Origin of the sequence: Cellulophaga sp., from assembly GCF_039943695.1 — a bacterium.
Lineage (GTDB): Bacteria > Bacteroidota > Bacteroidia > Flavobacteriales > Flavobacteriaceae > Cellulophaga.
In genome coordinates, this window is the sequence record NZ_JBDVAA010000066.1 from 12,477 (window position 1) to 30,505 (window position 18,029).

General features: G+C 31.3%; 15 protein-coding genes. 8 read left to right on the forward strand and 7 right to left on the reverse strand.

Features of this window, described 5'->3' with window-relative positions:
- Positions 1 to 79: 79 nt before the first annotated feature.
- Entirely contained in the window at positions 80 to 679 is a 600-nt protein-coding gene (locus ABJD66_RS04745) for a leucine-rich repeat domain-containing protein (RefSeq protein ID WP_348128787.1), read from the reverse strand.
- A gap of 195 nt (positions 680 to 874) precedes the next feature.
- Here ABJD66_RS04745 and ABJD66_RS04750 point away from each other — a divergent pair, with 195 nt between their 5' ends.
- From ABJD66_RS04750 to ABJD66_RS04770, 5 genes are all read left to right on the forward strand, one after another.
- Positions 875 to 1,759 carry a DUF2608 domain-containing protein gene (locus tag ABJD66_RS04750; protein ID WP_348128790.1) on the forward strand — a complete coding sequence of 295 codons (885 nt, stop codon included), beginning with the start codon at positions 875 to 877 and terminating at the stop codon, positions 1,757 to 1,759.
- Between the two features lie 81 nt (positions 1,760 to 1,840).
- Positions 1,841 to 2,272, forward strand: a complete 432-nt coding sequence (locus tag ABJD66_RS04755; RefSeq protein ID WP_348128793.1) for a hypothetical protein — start codon at positions 1,841 to 1,843, stop codon at positions 2,270 to 2,272.
- A 141-nt stretch (positions 2,273 to 2,413) separates the two neighbouring features.
- The gene (locus ABJD66_RS04760) at positions 2,414 to 3,508 is read left to right on the forward strand and encodes a DUF695 domain-containing protein (RefSeq protein ID WP_348128796.1); all 1,095 of its coding nucleotides are present in this window, start codon (positions 2,414 to 2,416) and stop codon (positions 3,506 to 3,508) included.
- 367 nt (positions 3,509 to 3,875) lie between these two features.
- Complete coding sequence (locus ABJD66_RS04765; protein ID WP_100894272.1) at positions 3,876 to 4,481, forward strand: MarC family protein; 606 nt, start codon at positions 3,876 to 3,878, stop codon at positions 4,479 to 4,481.
- 45 nt (positions 4,482 to 4,526) lie between these two features.
- Entirely contained in the window at positions 4,527 to 5,180 is a 654-nt protein-coding gene (locus tag ABJD66_RS04770; protein ID WP_348128800.1) for a sterol desaturase family protein, read from the forward strand.
- On the opposite strand, the gene ABJD66_RS04775 is transcribed toward ABJD66_RS04770, so the two are convergent.
- On the reverse strand, positions 5,177 to 5,554 hold the full coding sequence (locus ABJD66_RS04775; protein WP_303539836.1) for a transcriptional repressor: 378 nt from the start codon (positions 5,552 to 5,554) through the stop codon (positions 5,177 to 5,179). The two genes, ABJD66_RS04770 and ABJD66_RS04775, sit on opposite strands and share 4 nt — an antisense overlap.
- Before the next feature lie 106 nt (positions 5,555 to 5,660).
- Here ABJD66_RS04775 and ABJD66_RS04780 point away from each other — a divergent pair, with 106 nt between their 5' ends.
- The 3 genes from ABJD66_RS04780 (at position 5,661) to ABJD66_RS04790 (ending at position 8,176) form a co-directional block, all read left to right on the forward strand.
- Entirely contained in the window at positions 5,661 to 6,662 is a 1,002-nt protein-coding gene (locus ABJD66_RS04780) for an NAD(P)/FAD-dependent oxidoreductase (RefSeq protein ID WP_348128803.1), read from the forward strand.
- A gap of 130 nt (positions 6,663 to 6,792) precedes the next feature.
- A complete protein-coding gene (locus ABJD66_RS04785) occupies positions 6,793 to 7,605 on the forward strand; it encodes a VanW family protein (RefSeq protein WP_100894275.1) in 813 nt (270 codons plus the stop codon).
- Positions 7,606 to 7,669: 64 nt separating this feature from the next.
- Positions 7,670 to 8,176 carry a GNAT family N-acetyltransferase gene (locus tag ABJD66_RS04790; RefSeq protein WP_100894276.1) on the forward strand — a complete coding sequence of 169 codons (507 nt, stop codon included), beginning with the start codon at positions 7,670 to 7,672 and terminating at the stop codon, positions 8,174 to 8,176.
- Positions 8,177 to 8,187: 11 nt separating this feature from the next.
- Here ABJD66_RS04790 and ABJD66_RS04795 read toward each other — a convergent pair whose 3' ends face one another.
- The 5 genes from ABJD66_RS04795 to ABJD66_RS04815 all read right to left on the reverse strand — a co-directional run bounded on the left by ABJD66_RS04795 (position 8,188) and on the right by ABJD66_RS04815 (position 17,959).
- The gene (locus tag ABJD66_RS04795) at positions 8,188 to 8,943 is read right to left on the reverse strand and encodes a LytTR family DNA-binding domain-containing protein (RefSeq protein ID WP_348128808.1); all 756 of its coding nucleotides are present in this window, start codon (positions 8,941 to 8,943) and stop codon (positions 8,188 to 8,190) included.
- 85 nt (positions 8,944 to 9,028) lie between these two features.
- A complete protein-coding gene (locus ABJD66_RS04800; protein WP_348128810.1) occupies positions 9,029 to 10,345 on the reverse strand; it encodes a RagB/SusD family nutrient uptake outer membrane protein in 1,317 nt (438 codons plus the stop codon).
- A gap of 11 nt (positions 10,346 to 10,356) precedes the next feature.
- A complete protein-coding gene (locus tag ABJD66_RS04805) occupies positions 10,357 to 13,695 on the reverse strand; it encodes a SusC/RagA family TonB-linked outer membrane protein (RefSeq protein ID WP_348128813.1) in 3,339 nt (1,112 codons plus the stop codon).
- A 27-nt stretch (positions 13,696 to 13,722) separates the two neighbouring features.
- A complete protein-coding gene (locus ABJD66_RS04810; protein WP_348128816.1) occupies positions 13,723 to 16,296 on the reverse strand; it encodes a zinc-dependent metalloprotease in 2,574 nt (857 codons plus the stop codon).
- Between the two features lie 91 nt (positions 16,297 to 16,387).
- Complete coding sequence (locus ABJD66_RS04815) at positions 16,388 to 17,959, reverse strand: histidine kinase (RefSeq protein ID WP_348128818.1); 1,572 nt, start codon at positions 17,957 to 17,959, stop codon at positions 16,388 to 16,390.
- Positions 17,960 to 18,029: the final 70 nt, after the last annotated feature.

Here is an 18,029-nt window from a genome sequence, read left to right on the forward strand (position 1 = left end):
AATATTAAAAACTTACTTTATAAAAGCAAGTTTTTAATATTAGCTAGATACCCAAATAAAGCAAAGTAGTAAGTCTTTTCTAAATTATAGTAAACTCTATATTCTCCATGTCGCACTTATAAAATATACTGTCTATATAATTCTCAAATTTTGATGGTAACGTAACTTTTTTAAGCTTTTTATTACTTGCAAAACTTTGTTTTGGTATTTCTGTAATGTGCTCTGGTATAATTAGTTCTTCAAAATTATTTTCTGCAAAGCAATCGTTACTTATATTTTTTACAGATTCAGGTAAATTTAAACTAGTTAAAGCATTACCTACAAAACAAAACATTGGTAAAAATTCAACATTAGACTCAATTACAAGTTTTTCAATATTGTTACGTCCAAAGGCGCCACCACCTATTTTGTTTACTTTACTTGGTATTATTACCTCTTTTATTTCATTATCATAAAAAGCATCTTCCCCTATATATTCTAATAAGCTAGGCAATGTAACTGCTTCAATTCCTTTTTCACAAAAAGCCTCTTTATAAATATAAAGTACAGGCTTATCATTAATATAATCTGGTATACTAATGTTTTTAGCTTCTCCTACATAATCTAAAATAGCTATACCATTGCTAAACTGTCTAAAAGCGTAATCCTCATTAACTAAATCTACAACTGATTCTTCCATAATTATTTTTTTGTAATTTTTACCTTTAATTAAAATATAGAGCCGTTAAAAATCTAACAATTCTATTAATAATTATTAAATGTAATTGGTTCTGCAAAAATCTTTTTAAAGCAATTTGTTTTCGTAGTTATTCTTTTTGTATTCGTTAATTAACTCAAAATATGTAATTTTATCCCCAGTAAAAACTACGCTATTATGATTAAAAAGAAGTCTGTAACTCTTATGGTATTAACGCTACTCATAAGTATAAATATTAAGGCACAAACATTAAAAGACAGCACTATTTTTAGTTTTAAAGATGTAAACAACCTTGTAGCTAAAAAAACTAAAGAATACGGCGTAGAAAATGTACTTGTTATTGTAGATATAGACAATACCCTTTTAACCAGTAATGTAGACCTTGGCGGAGACATTTGGTACAATTGGCAAAGAGGTAAAATTAAAAATGCCATACCAACAAAAAAACAAAAAATTAAAAACTGTTTTTATGAAGATGTTATTGGCTTGTTGTACGAGCTTGGCACAATGAAATTAACAGACTCTTTAATACCCAAATACCTTAGCAACTGGCAAAATAATGGCACAACCGTATTTGCACTAACGTCTAGAAGCCCTAGATACAGAACCGCTACAGAAAGAGAACTACTAAAAAATGGCATAAATTTATCTAAATCTCCTATAACACAAATTGATGGCTCTAAAGCAGTTTACAATTATACATTAGATAGAGAAATGAGCTACAGAGACGGACTTATGATGACCACAGGTATGAATAAGGGAGATATGATAGCGCATATATTGGGTAGAACAGGCAGGACATACAAGGCTATAATTTTTGTTGATGACTCTGAAAAAAATGTAAAAGACGTTAAGAGTAAGTTTAAAGACAGTACAGCTATAGATTTTACTGTTTTTTATTTTGATAAAATAGTTAGAGACAGAAAAATAGCAAACGGCGGTCTACTTATTACAAAAAAGCAAGCAAAAAAAATGACTTCAGATTGGGAGAAGTTATCAAAAACATTAAACGATATTTTTCCTGGAAGAAATATTAAAAACAAATGCGTTAGTCCTAACTAGTATCTATAAACCTTATTCACAAACAACATAACCTCTTTTCTAGCGTTAATTGTGTTTAACCAATTAAACTATAATTACAATATGAAAAAATTATTTTTCACGCTACTATTTAGCGCACTACTATTTTCTTGTTCTTCTGACGATGACAATTCTCCAAAAAGCTTAGAAGAAACTGTTTTAGAGGGCTCTTGGCTTTTTCAAAGATTAGGAGAAACCTGTGATAATGATTACGATTTAGAAGCAGGAGATCCTTATGCGTTTAAGTTTTTAGAAAATAACACAATAGAGTTTGAAGATCCTGGTTACCTATCTAGCTCTATGTACACTATAGATGGTAATAATTTAACATTAGAGACTATTTACACCTTACCTTCTGGAAGTAAGCGAAAATTTGTAGGTAACTATACTTTTACTGAAGATACAGGTAACTTTACAGGCACAAATACGTTTACAGCTTATAATGATACAGAAACGCAATGGACTTGCCAAGGCACAACTAGTATCTCTAGATAATAGCATAAAACATATATAAATTAGCTATTCATTTGTAAAATAAAGCATATGGATAGCTAATTTTTTATAACAAAATTTTCAGGAAATAACCACCTGTTTAAAATTCTTATATTTACTACAAGCAATAAAATACTAAAATATATGAGCTTTTTAAAATCACTATTTAAATCAAAAGAAGACCCTATAAACTCTTATGAAGATTTTTGGAAATGGTTTACTCAAAACCAACAGGATTTTTACAATGTTATAAAAGATAATGGAAATGTAAATAAAGATTTTTTTGAAAAACTTACGCCAAAACTAGAAGAGATTAAAGATGGCTTTTGGTTTTTAGCAGGAATGTTTGATGATAACACGGCAGAATTAATTTTAACAGCAGACGGTGTTATAAAAAACATAGTATTTGTTGAAGAGTTGGTAGCTGCAGCTCCTAAAATGAAAAACTGGAAAATAACGGCTCTTAAACAGCCGTCTGATCTAGGACAGTTTGGAATTAAAATGGAAGACTATGAGTTTAATAATGAAAAAATGAACTTTTATGCTACTGAACACCAATATATGCCCGATGAAATAGATATTACTATTACCCATAAAGATTTTAACGAGGAAGATAGACCTGTAATTACAAATGGTGTATACCTTGCTTTAGATCATTCATTAGGCGAATTAAACTCTATTACCAAAATAGACAACGTAACTATTATTGACCCTAAAGATGCAGAATCTGATTTAGTTCCTTTAGAAAAGCTTAAAGACTTTTTAATATGGAGAGAAAAAGAATTTGTAGAAAAATACAAAGGCTTAAGGCATAATACAGATAACGATAGCTACTCTAGTTTAGAGGCTACTTTAAAAAACGGATTACCATTAATTGCTGTTATAAATACAGATTTACTTGCTTGGGATAGCAAAGCGTCTCATCCTTGGATTGCCGTAATGGAAATAAAATACGATGGTGATAATAATAACGGTATGCCAGACAGTGACACCTACCAATTGTTAAATGAAATTGAAGATAAAATAACAGCAGATTTAAAGGATTCTGATGGTTTTTTAAACGTAGGTAGACAAACAGCAGAATCCACCAGAGAAGTATATTTTGCTTGTATAGACTTTAGAAAACCATCTAAAATTTTACATAAAATAAAAAAAGAATATGAAAATGTAATTGACCTAGATTTTGATATTTACAAGGACAAATACTGGCAATCTTTTAATAGGTTTATGCCTAATTAATATGGGAGATGTTATTGGTTTTGTTCTTTTAATATGGTATCACATTTTTCCTATTGTTTTTATTGGTTCAATATTGGTTTTGAGTTTTTCCCAAATTACTAAGAGAGAAATCACAGAACTTAAACAGTTTAGTTTAATTTTTATAATATTAATAGTTTTGTATTTTTTTTATCTTTTTTATTTTGATTATAATCAGAATAATTTAGGCTTTATGAATCAATTAAATCTTTTTAGAGAAAGAGCTATTTTTGCATCGGCTTATATTTTTATAATTAGCATATTATTCACTTATTTTCTATCTTTTAAAAAAAATGTTAGCTAACATATGTTTACTAAAGCAAATATTTTTCAATAAAATTATTACTCTATGCCAGACCTAGTTACCTTTGCTTTAAGCGTTTTTATGGGCTTTTTTGCAATTATGAATCCTATTGCTAACACGCCTATTTTTTTGAGCCTTACGGAGGAAAAAAGTAAAGAGAATAAAAAGAAAATTGCTAAAACAGCTACTATTACTGCATTTATAATTGTAACTGCATTTATTATAGCAGGTAAATATATTTTTGAGTTATTTGGTATTACAATTCCTGCTTTTAAAATAACTGGCGGTATTCTTATTTTTTATGTTGGCTTTGAAATGCTAATGTCAAAAAAATCTAAAATACACAGCAACAACACAGAAGAAGACAACAATGTAGGTATTTCCCCTTTGGCAATACCAATACTTGCTGGCCCTGGAACTATTGTAACAGCAATGAACAATGTTACCAATGCTAGTTATACCCATATAGGAATAGTAATTCTTATATTTGGTTTAATGATTATGCTTACTTATTTAGCCTTTACTTTAAGTGATGTAATTGTAAAAAAAGTAGGCGATAATTTAATTTCGGTAATAGGTAAGTTAATGGGCTTAATACTTGCCATAATCGGTACAGGTATGGTTACAGAGGGTATTAAATTATCAATATAAATAATAGTATATTTAATAAAGATAATCCACTTCTAAAATTAGTAAATGAACCTTAAAGACTTTACAACATTTTTTTCTTTACTAATTGGCTTAAACATTGCTGCATATCTTTTAAATATTGGCATAAGCCTGGTGTGGAACAAAGTATACAAACACCAATCTACCATTACAAAAAAAGAAGTCTTATCATCTATCCTAACCCTATTTATTAATATTTTAATTGCTATTCCTGGATATATTTTGTGGATAAAAGGCTTTATTGTATTTACTGATGATAGCCCTTGGCTTAGTTTTTTAATTCTGTTTCTATTTTTAGATGTTCTAATGTATGCTTTACATTGGGCATCACATAATATTAGCTTTATAAAAACAATTCACTTGCAGCATCATGAGCATACTGAGCGTTTTAATATTGTAAGCCTGTATTATATGTCTCCTTGGGAATCTATACTATTTGGCTTATTGTTAACGGTAGTTGCTTTGTTGTTTACATTAAATATTTATGGGTTTATAGCTTTTCTAATTTTTAATTGGTTTTACGGTGTTATAACACATTTAAACACCAAATTAAGCAAGCCTTACTTTTTAATATTTACTACCAATTACTTTCACAAAAATCATCATAAACTATTTCGTAAAAACTATGGTTTTTATACTATTTTATGGGATAAGCTGTTTAAAACAGATAAATTAACTTAGGTACAATCTTTACAAACACCGGTTACAATACAATTAACACCCTCTACAGCATAACCAGTAGGAGCCGAAAAATTTACAGCAATATGCAAACATTCGATAGTATCACATTTGGTACATTTAAAATGAAAATGCTGTTCTTGTAACAACTTTTCTTCACAGTTTAGACAAATTGCAAAGTACTGCTTACCATCTTCTGCTACTACTTTGTGTAAAACTCCGTCTTCACAAAATCTATTTAAAACTCTATAAACCGTTGCTCTATTTATATCAATAGAAATTTTTTGCTCAATAGCATCTCTACTTAATGCTTTGCCTGCATTTTCTAACACTTTTAAAACAGCATCCTTTGTCTCTGTATTTCTGCGTTTCTTCATTAAACAAAACTAACCAAAATTAATTAGTGCGACAAACTTGCAATAACTAATGCGACATAGTTGCATTAGTTTCTAATTATATTATATTTGTAAAAATTTTTCGGATATGAAAAGAAGAGAAAGTATTAAATTAAGTGCTTTGGCTTTAACAGCTATAGCAATTCCACTATCTGTATCTGCAATTACTAAACTAAATCCTATGAGACAAAAACAAATATTTGATGTAATAATAATTGGCGGTAGTTACTCTGGTTTATCTGCCGCAATGACTTTGGGTCGCTCTCTTAGAAATGTAATAATTATAGATGCAGGCAAACCTTGCAACAGAGATACACCACATTCTCAGAATTTTATAACACAAGACGGGGAAAAACCAAACATAATTTCTGAAAAAGCTAAGAAACAGGTATTAGCTTATAACAGCGTTAAGCTAGTTTCTGATACTGCTATAAATGCTAAAAAAGTAACAGATGGTTTTAGAGTAAACACGCAATCTGGTACCACCTACAATGCAAAAAAAATAATTGTTGCTACTGGCGTAAAAGACATATTACCAGAAATTAAAGGCCTTAAAGATACTTGGGCTAAATCTGTTATTCATTGCCCTTATTGCCATGGCTATGAATTTAAAAACAAAAAAACAGCTATTTTATCTAACGGAGATAAAGCCTATCACCTAATACCATTAGTACATAATTTAAGTAAGCAGCTTACAATTATTACACAAGGCAAGCATAACTTTAGCGCAGAACAATTAAAAAACATAAAAAAGAATGACATTTCTATAGTAGAAAAAGATATTTTGGAAATAGAACACCAAAATGGCGCGGTTAAAAATGTAATTTATAAGGATGGTAGTACAGAAGATTTTGATGCCATTTACGTTCAAATAGACTTTAAACAACATACAAACATACCACAAGAAATAGGTTGTTTACTTACAGACCAAGGTTATATACAAGTAGATGATATGCAAAAAACAAATATACACGGAGTTTATGCTTGCGGAGATAATACTACAAGATTTAGGTCTGTTGCAAACGCGGTACGTTCTGGTAATGTTGCTGGTTCTATGTTAAATATGGAACTTTCTCACGAAGAATTTTAGTTAATCTCCATACATTAACACCTATATGCTACTATCTAAAGCCCCAGAAATATCTGGGGCTTTATTGTTTAAAAAAAGTTTCTCTATATTTATAACTTAGTCACTTGTACAAAATTTAGTTTGTCTTTAAATGAATGAAATACAGAAACCCATAAACAGAAGCAGGTTAAGGCAACTATTAGGTAAAGAATATTTTATTTTAAAGAGAAAATATCATTGGTTGTCATCTAATAAAAAGTGGGCAACTACTAAAAGTACTACTCTATTTAACAATTCAGTTTTTAAACATCAATCTATGATTCTACGTCCGTTAAAAGATGTAGATATGTATTTACAAGAAAACAAGAGAAAGAATTTAGAAATTGCAATTAGCCACATAAATACTGTTATTATTAAACCAAATGAAACATTTTCTATTTGGAAATTAGTGGGAAGACCAACAAAGCGCAAAGGATATTTAGAAGGTTTAATTCTAAGTCAAGGGCAAATTGCTAAAGACACAGGAGGTGGCTTATGTCAGCTTGGTAACTTATTGTTTTGGGTATTTGCACACTCACCTCTTACAGTTACAGAAAGGTACAGACACGGTTTTGATGTTTTCCCGGATATTAACCGTAAAGTACCCTTTGGAGCCGGCGCAACATTGTCTTATAATTATATAGATTTACAGGTGAAAAATGAAACTGAAAATAATTTTCAGATACACCTATGGTTAGATGATACTCATTTGCACGGAGAACTAGTTTCTAAAGAAAAAATTAATGCTAATTATACTATTGAAGAGCGCAATCACATTATAAAACAACAGTTTTGGGGTGGTTATTCTCGTCATAATCAAATTGTACAAATTGAAGATATAAACGGAGAGCAAACTGAAAAACTACTAGTTACTAACAATGCTATTATGATGTACAATCCGTTTTTAACGGAACAAAAAGAGTAGAAAATTTAAGTCACCCTCTACAAATAAACGTTATAGTTTAAAAATAAAGTTGTATTTTACTAGAATGTTACAAAGTCAAAGAATACAATTTACGCCCTTAAGTACAACCTACAAAAAACCCCTAGAAGACTTGTTTTGCAAAAACCCACTTGTAATGCAAAACACTTTAAAAGGTCGTGTTTTAACAGCTAACGAGCTTCAAAAAATAGTTGAAGATGATTTTATTACCACAACAGACGAAACTGTTGGTTTCTGGTGTTTAACCAATAAAGAAGACAATGCTTTTATTGGTGTATCTGGTTTATTAAAATGTAATTATCTTGGTAAAGAAAGTTATGAGTTTGGTTTTATATTAGACGATAATTTTTGGGGAAAAGGTATTGCTACAGAAATAGGTGAATTTTGGATAGATTACGCAAAAAATGAGCTTAATTTAAACGAAATTTTAGCCACTGCAAGCCCAGAGAATCACGCTTCTAGGAGAGTTTTAGAAAAGCTAGATTTACAAATGGTACGCCAGTTTACCTCTAAAGAGCGTGGAGCAAGGTTATTATTTAGCAAAAAACTTTAGACACCAAATAGCTACTTATCTAACCAAATTTTAAAGTTTTTAACCTCAAACTTGCTTACTAAAATAGGTTTTGTGCTTGCGTGTGTAACTTTTAAATGTAATTCTATTTTTTGTGGACTATGCTTTACAATTTCTCTTATAGCATTTATATGTATAATATAATTTCTGTTTACCTTAAAAAAGACTTCAGGGTTTAGTTTTTCTGATATATCTCGTAACGTGTCTTTATACAAGTAATTTTCAGATGTGGTTGTAAATAAGAAGAGGTTTTTTCCTTCGCTATAAAAAAAGGCAACCTCAGCACTTTCTATAGATTTTAGTTGATGACCAGACTGTACTAAAAAGCGTTCTTGTTGTGTTTTACTATCTAAGGCCTCTAAGGATTTTGCAGTGTTGTAGAATGAAAAATTTTCTTTTATCTGCGTATACTTTTGTAATGCCTTGTACACATCTTTAGCTTCAAAAGGCTTAAGCAAATAGTCTATTGTAAAGTGTTTAAATACGCGTATGGCATAATCATCATAAGCAGTGGTAAAAACTATAGGAGCAATAATATTTGTTTGTGTAAAAGCCTCTAAACTTTTACCATCACCCAAATGAATATCCATAAAAACTAAGTCTGGCTGTGCTTCATTAAAAAAAGACACCATTTCTTGCACAGAACCCAAATGTATTATTTTAGTTACAGGCACAACACTTTGCGCTTTTAGCAAACCAATTAAATAATCTGCTGCCAAATCTTCATCTTCTACTACAACTATAAGCATATTATTTTTTGCATAAAAATAAAAAAACCCGATAAAATTATCGGGTTTAGTTGAACAATAATTGCTCGCTGACTAACTCGTAATATTATAATTCCGGGTTATTTAATCTTGCATCCGCAGGGAATGGTAAAATATATCGTGGGTCATTTTCACTTAACTGAAAATCTTCTCCACTTAAACTATGTGTAATTGCTTTTTGGTTACTTCTTCTTAAATCAAACCAACGGTGACCTTCAAGTGCTAATTCTCTCCAACGCTCTGTATACAATTCTTGCATAAACTCATTAGCAGACATTGCATTTATACCTGTTGTTAAAGTAGTCATATGAGCACTTTGGTAACGGTTTTGCATAAATGTTAACAGGGTTGCCTTTGCATCATCTAAAGCACCTAATTTAGCTTGTGCTTCTGCCTTTAACAACACTAAATCTGATACTCTAAACGAGCACTTAAACTTTTGATCTCCACCTTTAGCTGCTTTGTAACTACTACCATCTACATTAAAGTACAATCCAAATCTTAAATCGTTTGTTGTGTCATAAATAGCTACTAAGTCATCAGAAATAAATGAACTATTTCTTACGCTAGAATCAAAAGCATCTTCTAAAGCCATAATAGACTCTACAGATGTAAACGTGTTTGGCAATTCTGGAGTATCATTTAAATTAACAAGTTCTTTGTTTAATGATAAAGCTGCATTTACAGCTGTTAAAGCTGCATCACTATTATTCATATAAGTATGCACCCTAGCCTCTAAGGCTAAAATTGCTGTTTTTGTAAACCTATAATTTAAGCCTGCATCAAACTTTGTAACATTTAAAAGAGATTTTGATGTTGCTATGTCTTTTAAAACTTGACTATAAACCGCTTCTACAGACACGGGTGTAAATACCTGCTCTAGATCTATTTCTAGTGCCAACGGTACTCCTGTATCAGAACTAGCCGTAGTAGCATTATAAGGTTTGCCATAAAGATTAACCAAGTCAAAATGTGCATAAGCCCTAAGCGCATAAGCTTCACCTAGCAATTGGTTTTTTTCTTCTGAATCTTCAATTTTATCTTTACCATCTTCTATTACGTGATTGGCGTAGAAAATAGAATTATACATTTGTATGTATGGATAAGGAGCAGTTTGCGGATCAGGATTTGCATCTTTCCAAGTATAAACATCTTTGTAAGATGGAAAATCGAAACTATTCTCATCTAAAACCAATTCATCTGTCCTGTAAGCTACTCTAGATTTTTGCTCCGGAAAAATATCATAGCCTTTAGTTAAAACTGCTCTAAATTCCTCTAAACTTTCTGGTATAACTTTTCCTTCTGGTTCTATTTCCAAATAATCATCACAACTTACCATAAAAAAGGTAAGTATTGCTAGTGTGTATATATGTATTTGTTTCATAATTTAATTTTTTAAAAAGTTACATTTAAACCTAAAGCAATAGTTTTTGAAATAGGTTGCGCATAGATATTTCCGTAAGTCTCAGGATCAAAATAGCCATCATAATTAGACCCAAATACCAATAAATTTTTTCCTTCTAGGTTTAAACGGAAGCTACTTATATTTAACTTCGTGGTTAAGGATTTAGGAAAACTATAGCCTACGCGCATACTATTAATTCTTATATAACTCATTTCTTTTACCCAAGTATCTAATAGTGGCATTGTTTCTATTGGGTTTATACCACTAAACCACTTGTAAGCCATCCAGGAGCCATCTGCTCCAGATGTTTCCCCTACAATACCAGGTAAATTACTAGTTGTGTTTGTTGGTGACCACGCATTTAAAACTCTAGCAGAGTAATTTTGACCACGATCTATTTGTGTACCGTTATATGGCTGACGTTCTACCACAGTCTGCTTTAAATTAAAGTTAGCAGCAACTGTAAAATCTAAGTTTTTATATTTAAAAGTGTTTATAATACCACCACTATATTTAGGATCCTGATCACCAACGTAACTAAATAAATCTCTAAACTCTTCATTAGTTAAACCAGACTCTGTTATAAATCCAGGGAAAAAATCTGCCCAAGGGTCTGTTAACTTAAACAACTCTACCGCAGATACAACCTCACCTCCACGTTTAAATAATGGGTAACCACTTTCATCTATACCAGCAGTTTTTAAAGCAAATACTGCATTTACCGGTAAACCTTCTCTAGATGGTAAAAAGCTATTATCTCTAACCTGTATTTTGTCTACATTACTTTTGTTGTGAGATATATTAATGTTTGTTGTCCAAGAAAAATCTTTGGTTACAATGTTTCTGGTAGACAAACTAATCTCATACCCTTTATTAGTAACCTCTGCCCAGTTTAAGTTTGTAAACTCAAATCCATTTTCTAAAGGCACAGAACGTAAGCCAATTAAATCTGTACTGTTACGTTTATATACATCTGCGGCAATACTAATTCTTCCATTAAACAAGCCTAAGTCCATACCTACATTGGTATTAGTTGTTTTTTCCCAACGTAACTTAGCGTTTGGTGGAGATGTAACCACAATTGTTTCTTCAGAAGTTCCTGGTAAAATACTTGTTTTGTTATACTCACCTATAACAAAAGGAGATGTGTTACGGTCTATATTACCTTGCAAACCATAAGATCCTCTAAAACGAAGATTAGATATAACGTCACTTGTTTTTAAAAAGTCCTCTTCACTAGCCAACCAAGATCCAGAAACAGACCATAATGGTAAATATTTGTATTTTGGATCTACGCCAAATAAGTTAGACCCATCATAACGTACGCTACCAAAAAATGTATATTTACGATCATAAGTATAAGAACCTGTAGCATAAAAAGACGCGTACGCATTCTCCGCTGTAGTTTTATCATAAGTCTGATAAGAACTTTCATTAGCAGTATCTTCATTAGGGAAAATTATAGGTGTAGTAGTAAGAGTGTTTTTGTTATACCCAAAACCACGACTCATAATGTTGGTAAACTTAGATCGTCTAAACTCAGACCCCAACAAACCTTCTATTTCATGTTTACCTAAACTAGTATCATACGTCAATAAGGATTTCCAGTTGTACTGAAAAAAGTCTTCGTTCCAATTTTGTATAATGCCCCCTTCTGGCAAAAAGTAATAATAATCGCTTATGCTAGAGTCATAACGCCTACTTTTTTCACGTTCTTTTCTAGAAAAATAAGTCTCCTCTGCTGCATATTTCTCCGTACTAGTTTTATCAAACTGTAAACCTAATTGTGTAGAAAAAGTAAGATCGTTTGTAATTTTATAAGCACCATCAAAAATTGCTTTTACAGCCTGATTTTTTAAACTGTACGCAGTGTTTTCTCTTTCTTCTAAAAAGTTAAAAGGCACGTATCTACCATCTGTACCCTCTATATCTTGATCGTAATTGTAAGACCCATCTGCCGCGTAAGGAGTAAAATACGGGTTTACATTTCTGCTATAGTTAGCAGGATTTGTAAATGCATCTGTACCCGTTAAATAGGATTCTTTTTTAGACTGAGAAAGAAAAACAGAAGCACCAGCACTTAAACGGTCGCTAATATCAAAATTATTTTTAAGGGTGATGTTGTAACGCTCTAAACCAGTACCAATAGTAGTACCTTCTTCATCATAATAGCCTAATGAAAAATAGTAGCCTGATGTATCTGTACCACCAGAAATACCTAAACTATACTGTGTGTTTACACTAGTTTGATATAGCAAATCTCCCCAGTTAGCATTGTTATTTTTTAATGCATTTATTTGAGATTGTGTAGCCGTACTTAATGAAGAAAAACCATTAGTTTGGTACGTTCCTAACTCTCCAGAATTACTTAAAATACGTGCAACCTCACCTTTATTAGTTCTAAAATCTAAATCTGTACGTGCCGCTAAACCAAGTTCAAAATCTACTTTTTGTTGCGAGTTCATAAGGTTTAACTCATCAAAATTAGGCTTTGCAGAAAAAAACGTGTTTGCAGAAAAGTTAACTCTCATTTTTCCGCTTTTACCTCTTCTTGTAGTTACTACAATAACACCATTTGCCGCTCTAGCACCATAAATAGCAGTGGCAGCAGCATCTTTTAAAATGGTAATATCTTCTATATCACTAGGGTTTAAACCAGCAATAGCATAATTACGTAATTGGTCTATATTATCTTTATCACTAAAATCTGGTACATCATTACCATCTAATGGTAAACCGTCTACAACCCATAATGGATCTTGTGGACCAGATAAAGAAGCTGTACCTCTAATTCTAATTTTTGCTGGTGCACCAGGAGCTCCGGTTTGCGTAGTAGCAACTACACCTGCAACTTGTCCTTGTAGCAATTGGTCTACGCTAGAAACACCAATCTGCTCAATGTCATCCATCTTAACCTTAGCAACAGAAGAAGTTAGTTTTCTTTTTTCTACCTTTTGGTATCCTGTTAAAATAACCTCATCTAAACTATCTACATTTTCTTTTAAAGAAATAGTATAGCTACTAGATGCTGTTAGGTTAATTGTTTTGGTTTGATAGCCTAAGTAAGAAACTGTAATCTGAGTTACTGCTATTGGTAGTTTTAATGAAAACTTACCATTAAAATCTACAACAACGCCAATAGATGTATTTTCTATGACACCAGCAACGCCAGTTTCATTGGCAATCATGTTTTTAGATACGTAAACCGATGCTCCAGGCAAAGGCATACCATCTTCTGCTCCTATTACCTCTCCGGTAATTGTTCTCGTATCCTGTGCCCACGCTGCGGTAACAGCAACAAAGAATAACGTAAAAAGGAATTTATTCATAAAAAAATTGGTATTTAGGGTTTAAAGTTAAAATTTTAGAGTGTTTTTAATACGATAAATCAAATCATTATAATGTGCCTGCGTATTAGCATCACCCTTTCGTTTCTTTTTTTGTAATAATTGTAGTACGTTTTGCAACTCTTGTCTTTTGTATGATGTTATCTCTGATGTACGCTTCATAGAGGTATAATTAATATTACGTGCCTTATTTTTTTCGTTTAAAGCAACCGAACAAAAACTACCATCTAAATGAAAATCTAACGTAGCGTTATTTTTAACTGTGGTTTTTTCCATGATCTTTTGTGTTCCAACAAGCAATACATCTACATAATTTTTTTGCACCATACGATCTACCAACTCAAGTGACTTACCCTTTTTTGTATTTCTAAAAATATGTGAACGCAAGTCTGTAAATAAGTTTTGTACAGAGTAGCGTGGTGCGTTTTCTGGGTTATATAAATTAGCTTCTACCAAACGTAACAAACGCTCATCTTGTAAAAGATTATATAAGGCATCATACTGTAATGCTCTTGCTAAAGTATATGGTGTTTGCTCAAACGGACCAAAAGGAGAGTCTTTTATAGCATAAGTATGTTTTAAAACCGGATTAAAAAACAACCATTCTGGTAATGTAAATACGTTTTTATTTAAGTAAGCAACTGCATCTTTTTGTAATTGATAAGAAACCGGCTGGTAACTCTCTTTACCATCTCCGTGTTGTATAGTATTTAAATATACACCACCTACATTATTTGTTACGTGTGCATTGTACATATTCCACTGTCCTATAACTCCCAAATATAGTTTGCCTGTTTTGTAATAGTCTTCACCTTCTTGGTAAGTCCACTTTTCAAGATTATTAGCTACTCGTTTTAAATTTTTTAATCCGTAAGTACTAGCAAGCATTGCGTTATCTCCTAAATCTTCAGATTGCGACCTAGGATCAACAGTGTTTTTATAAGATTGTTGTTCGCCGTAAAAATAAAGCGGATCGTTATTATGACTATTTACTAGTTTTTGAAGTTCGCGTTTTTCATCAGTCTTATTTTTAAACCATTTGTATCCCCATTGAATTGCGTATGTATCATAAACTCCAATTTTTGGTGTAATTGATGTAATATTATCCTCTGGTTGCGCTACGTAATTGTAACGAGCGTAGTCCATAATTGATGGTGCTGTACCACCCATTTTATCTGTAAACGTTTTAGAACGTAGTGAATCTACCGGAAAACTATGCGACGCACCCATATTGTGTTTTAATCCAAATGTATGCCCTACCTCATGAGAAGATACAAACCTAATTGCTTCTCCCATATGTGCATCATTAAAAACATTACCTCTAGACTTGCTATCTATTGGTCCTGTTTGTATACGCATCCAACTTTGTAAAGATGTCATTACATTATGCCACCAAATAATATCTGCTTCAATAATTTCTCCACTTCTTGGATCTACAACAGATGGCCCCATAGCATTTGCTTGTGGTGATGCTGCATAAGTAATTACAGAATAACGTACATCATCTATATCAAAATCTTTATCATTAGCATCTGGTTCTTTTGCTATAATTGCATTTTTAAAACCTGCTTTTTCAAAAGCTACCTGCCAATCTTTTACACCTTGTATAATATAATCTCTCCATTGTTTTGGTGTAGCGGGGTCTATATAATATACTATTGGCTTTTTAGGCTCTACCAACTCTCCATTTGTATATTTCTCTACATCTTCAGCTTTAGGCTCTAAACGCCATCTGGTAATAAACTCTTGCTTTTGCATTGCTTGTTGCTTGTCATTAAAAGACCAATGCTTTTCTGTAAAAAAACCAACACGTTTATCTAATTCTCTTGCTTGCATTGGTGTTTTTGGCAACAGTACTATGTTGCTAGTTACCCCTAATGTAACGTACATAGCTGGCCCACCTTCATTAACCGTTGTGGTTAACTGAGACTTAACTACAACATTTTCTGGAAACGACTTTATTTTTTGAATATATGATAAATCGCTTTTAACGCTACCGCCTAAACCAACATTATTAAGTACATCATTAAAGCTTTTTTCTTTACCATTAAAAACCTTATTTACCTTAATTAAAGGCGCATTTGTTTTAGGATTGTAGCTTTCAATATCAAACTTTTCTATAATAGATTCTGCAAAATTATCTTTTACAGATAAGGTTATAGCGTCATCTTTTGGAGAAGAAACCATTGGATTACTAGTTTTAACCCAAATTGTTTTGGACAGACTGTCTTTATGAAAAGTAATTAGTTTGTTTTCATAATTCATTCCTTTGTTTAAACCGTGCTCATTTATTGCTAAAGGAACCTGAGATATTTTATTTACAATTAAAAATTGTCTTGTAAAAAGGCTATCAGGAATTTCAAAATAATAATCGCTATCAGTTTTTATAACAGAGAATAAGCCTTTAGTTAAAGTCGCTTTTTCTATAAGCTTAGCATAATCTTTATACCCTTTATTTAGGCTATCTTTAGATTGTTCTTTGTCTTTTTTATTGTTTTTTTGAGCAGAAACACTAATTGTACTTCCTAAAAAAAGAATAAACAGCATTATTTTTGCTATAAATGCAAACTGATTTTTACGCATAATTATGTGATAATTTTGCCTAAAAATCTAGGTTTTACTAAATACTCACAAAAAAAGAGGAGTGAGTGGATATTATTAAGGAGTGAATGGATTATTTAATAATTATGTAAGGCAAATGACAAATATATTGCGAATTTTTCTGATAATTTGTGAAATTATTTACATTATAATAAGCATAAATGTTTTTTAGATAGTCTATTCCAAAGTGGTTACTTTCTTGAGGAGTTGCTATTGGTTGGTAGTTATTTACAACCTCAATTTCATCTATCCCTAAGTTAATAGTTATTGTAAGTGGTTTAACTTTAGTTGCTGTGTTATGTTTAATTGCATTTTCTACAAGTGTTTGCAATGCTAAAAACGGAATGTAATGATCCTTTGCTAAACTAGCATCACCCAAAATAGTAACAAGCAAACTCTTACCAAAACGCGTTTGTTGCAAATAAATATACTCGTCTAAAAGTTCTAACTCATTTTTAACCAAAGTAATATTATTTGCTGGTGGCGAAATAAAGTAACGATATAGCTTTGATAGTTTTAACGCAAAAATCTTAGACTTCTCTTTATTTACATCTATTAACATATATAAAGAGTTAAGCGCATTAAATAAAAAGTGCGGGTTTATTTGTTCTTTTAATTGCTGTAATTGTAAAAAAGAACTCTCTTTTTCTGCTATCTCTTTTTGCACAACTAGCCTATTTTTTTCTTTTAACAATCGCTCTTTTTCTATGTATTGTTTTTTTATAAGCTGATTAAAAAAGTAAAAAACAAAGAGAAGTAGCATTGTAGAAATGCCATAAATTAAAAAAGTATACTGTCTAATTTTTGTAACGTTTTCTTCACTAATATTTTTAGGAGAACTAACAGCAATATACCAAGAGGTTTCTTTTAACTTTAAAGGTTGCAAGTATCGTATAACATCTAACTGCAGGTATTCAGATTTTACAACGCTTGGCACTTGTTTATCTGTTGTTAAGCCCAATGTATCTTTAGGGCCAATAGAGTTAAATAAAAACACACTTTTACCAAGTAAATTTTCATCTGGGTGTAATAAAATTAAACCTTCTTTATTAAAAACATAAGCGTAGTTTATTGACTTAGAATCTACATTGGCAAAATACTTTTGTAGGTTAACCAAAGGAATATCATACCCTAAAAACAATGAGTCTTTTGCAGCATTTAGCACCGTAAGCTTATTACGCCAAACATATCCTTTATTAACTGGTACAATAACACTTTGTTTTTTTATAACTGATAAAGGCTTGTTTGCTTTTGCTACAGAAAAAACAGTGTCTTGCAGTATTGCTATAGACGTTTCTGAAGCAGATTTTTGAGTAAATGAAACTTGCTGCCAGGAAATAAGAGAGTCTAATTCTTCGGGCTGAAAAGAAACCCAAGTATTAAAATTGTTTTGAAGCTCTGTTACAGATTTAGAATTTTCTACAATTGTTTCTATTTGTCCTAAAAAGTTCTCAAAACGAGTTAATTCTGAGTATACATCATCATACTTTTCTCTAAAATTACGCTTAGCAATATCTTCACTAACAATTGTAATTTCATTGGTAATTAAATAACTCAATGCCAAAGTACTAATTACGGTTATAATAACCATAACAAGGACCAAAGTAGTGTACTTAATTTTAGAAAAAAAGGCAATAAAGTTCATAAATAAAAGTAGGAGGCAATGCTTAGAGTTGCAAATAAACAAAATTGAATTTTAGAAGAGAAGCGTAAAC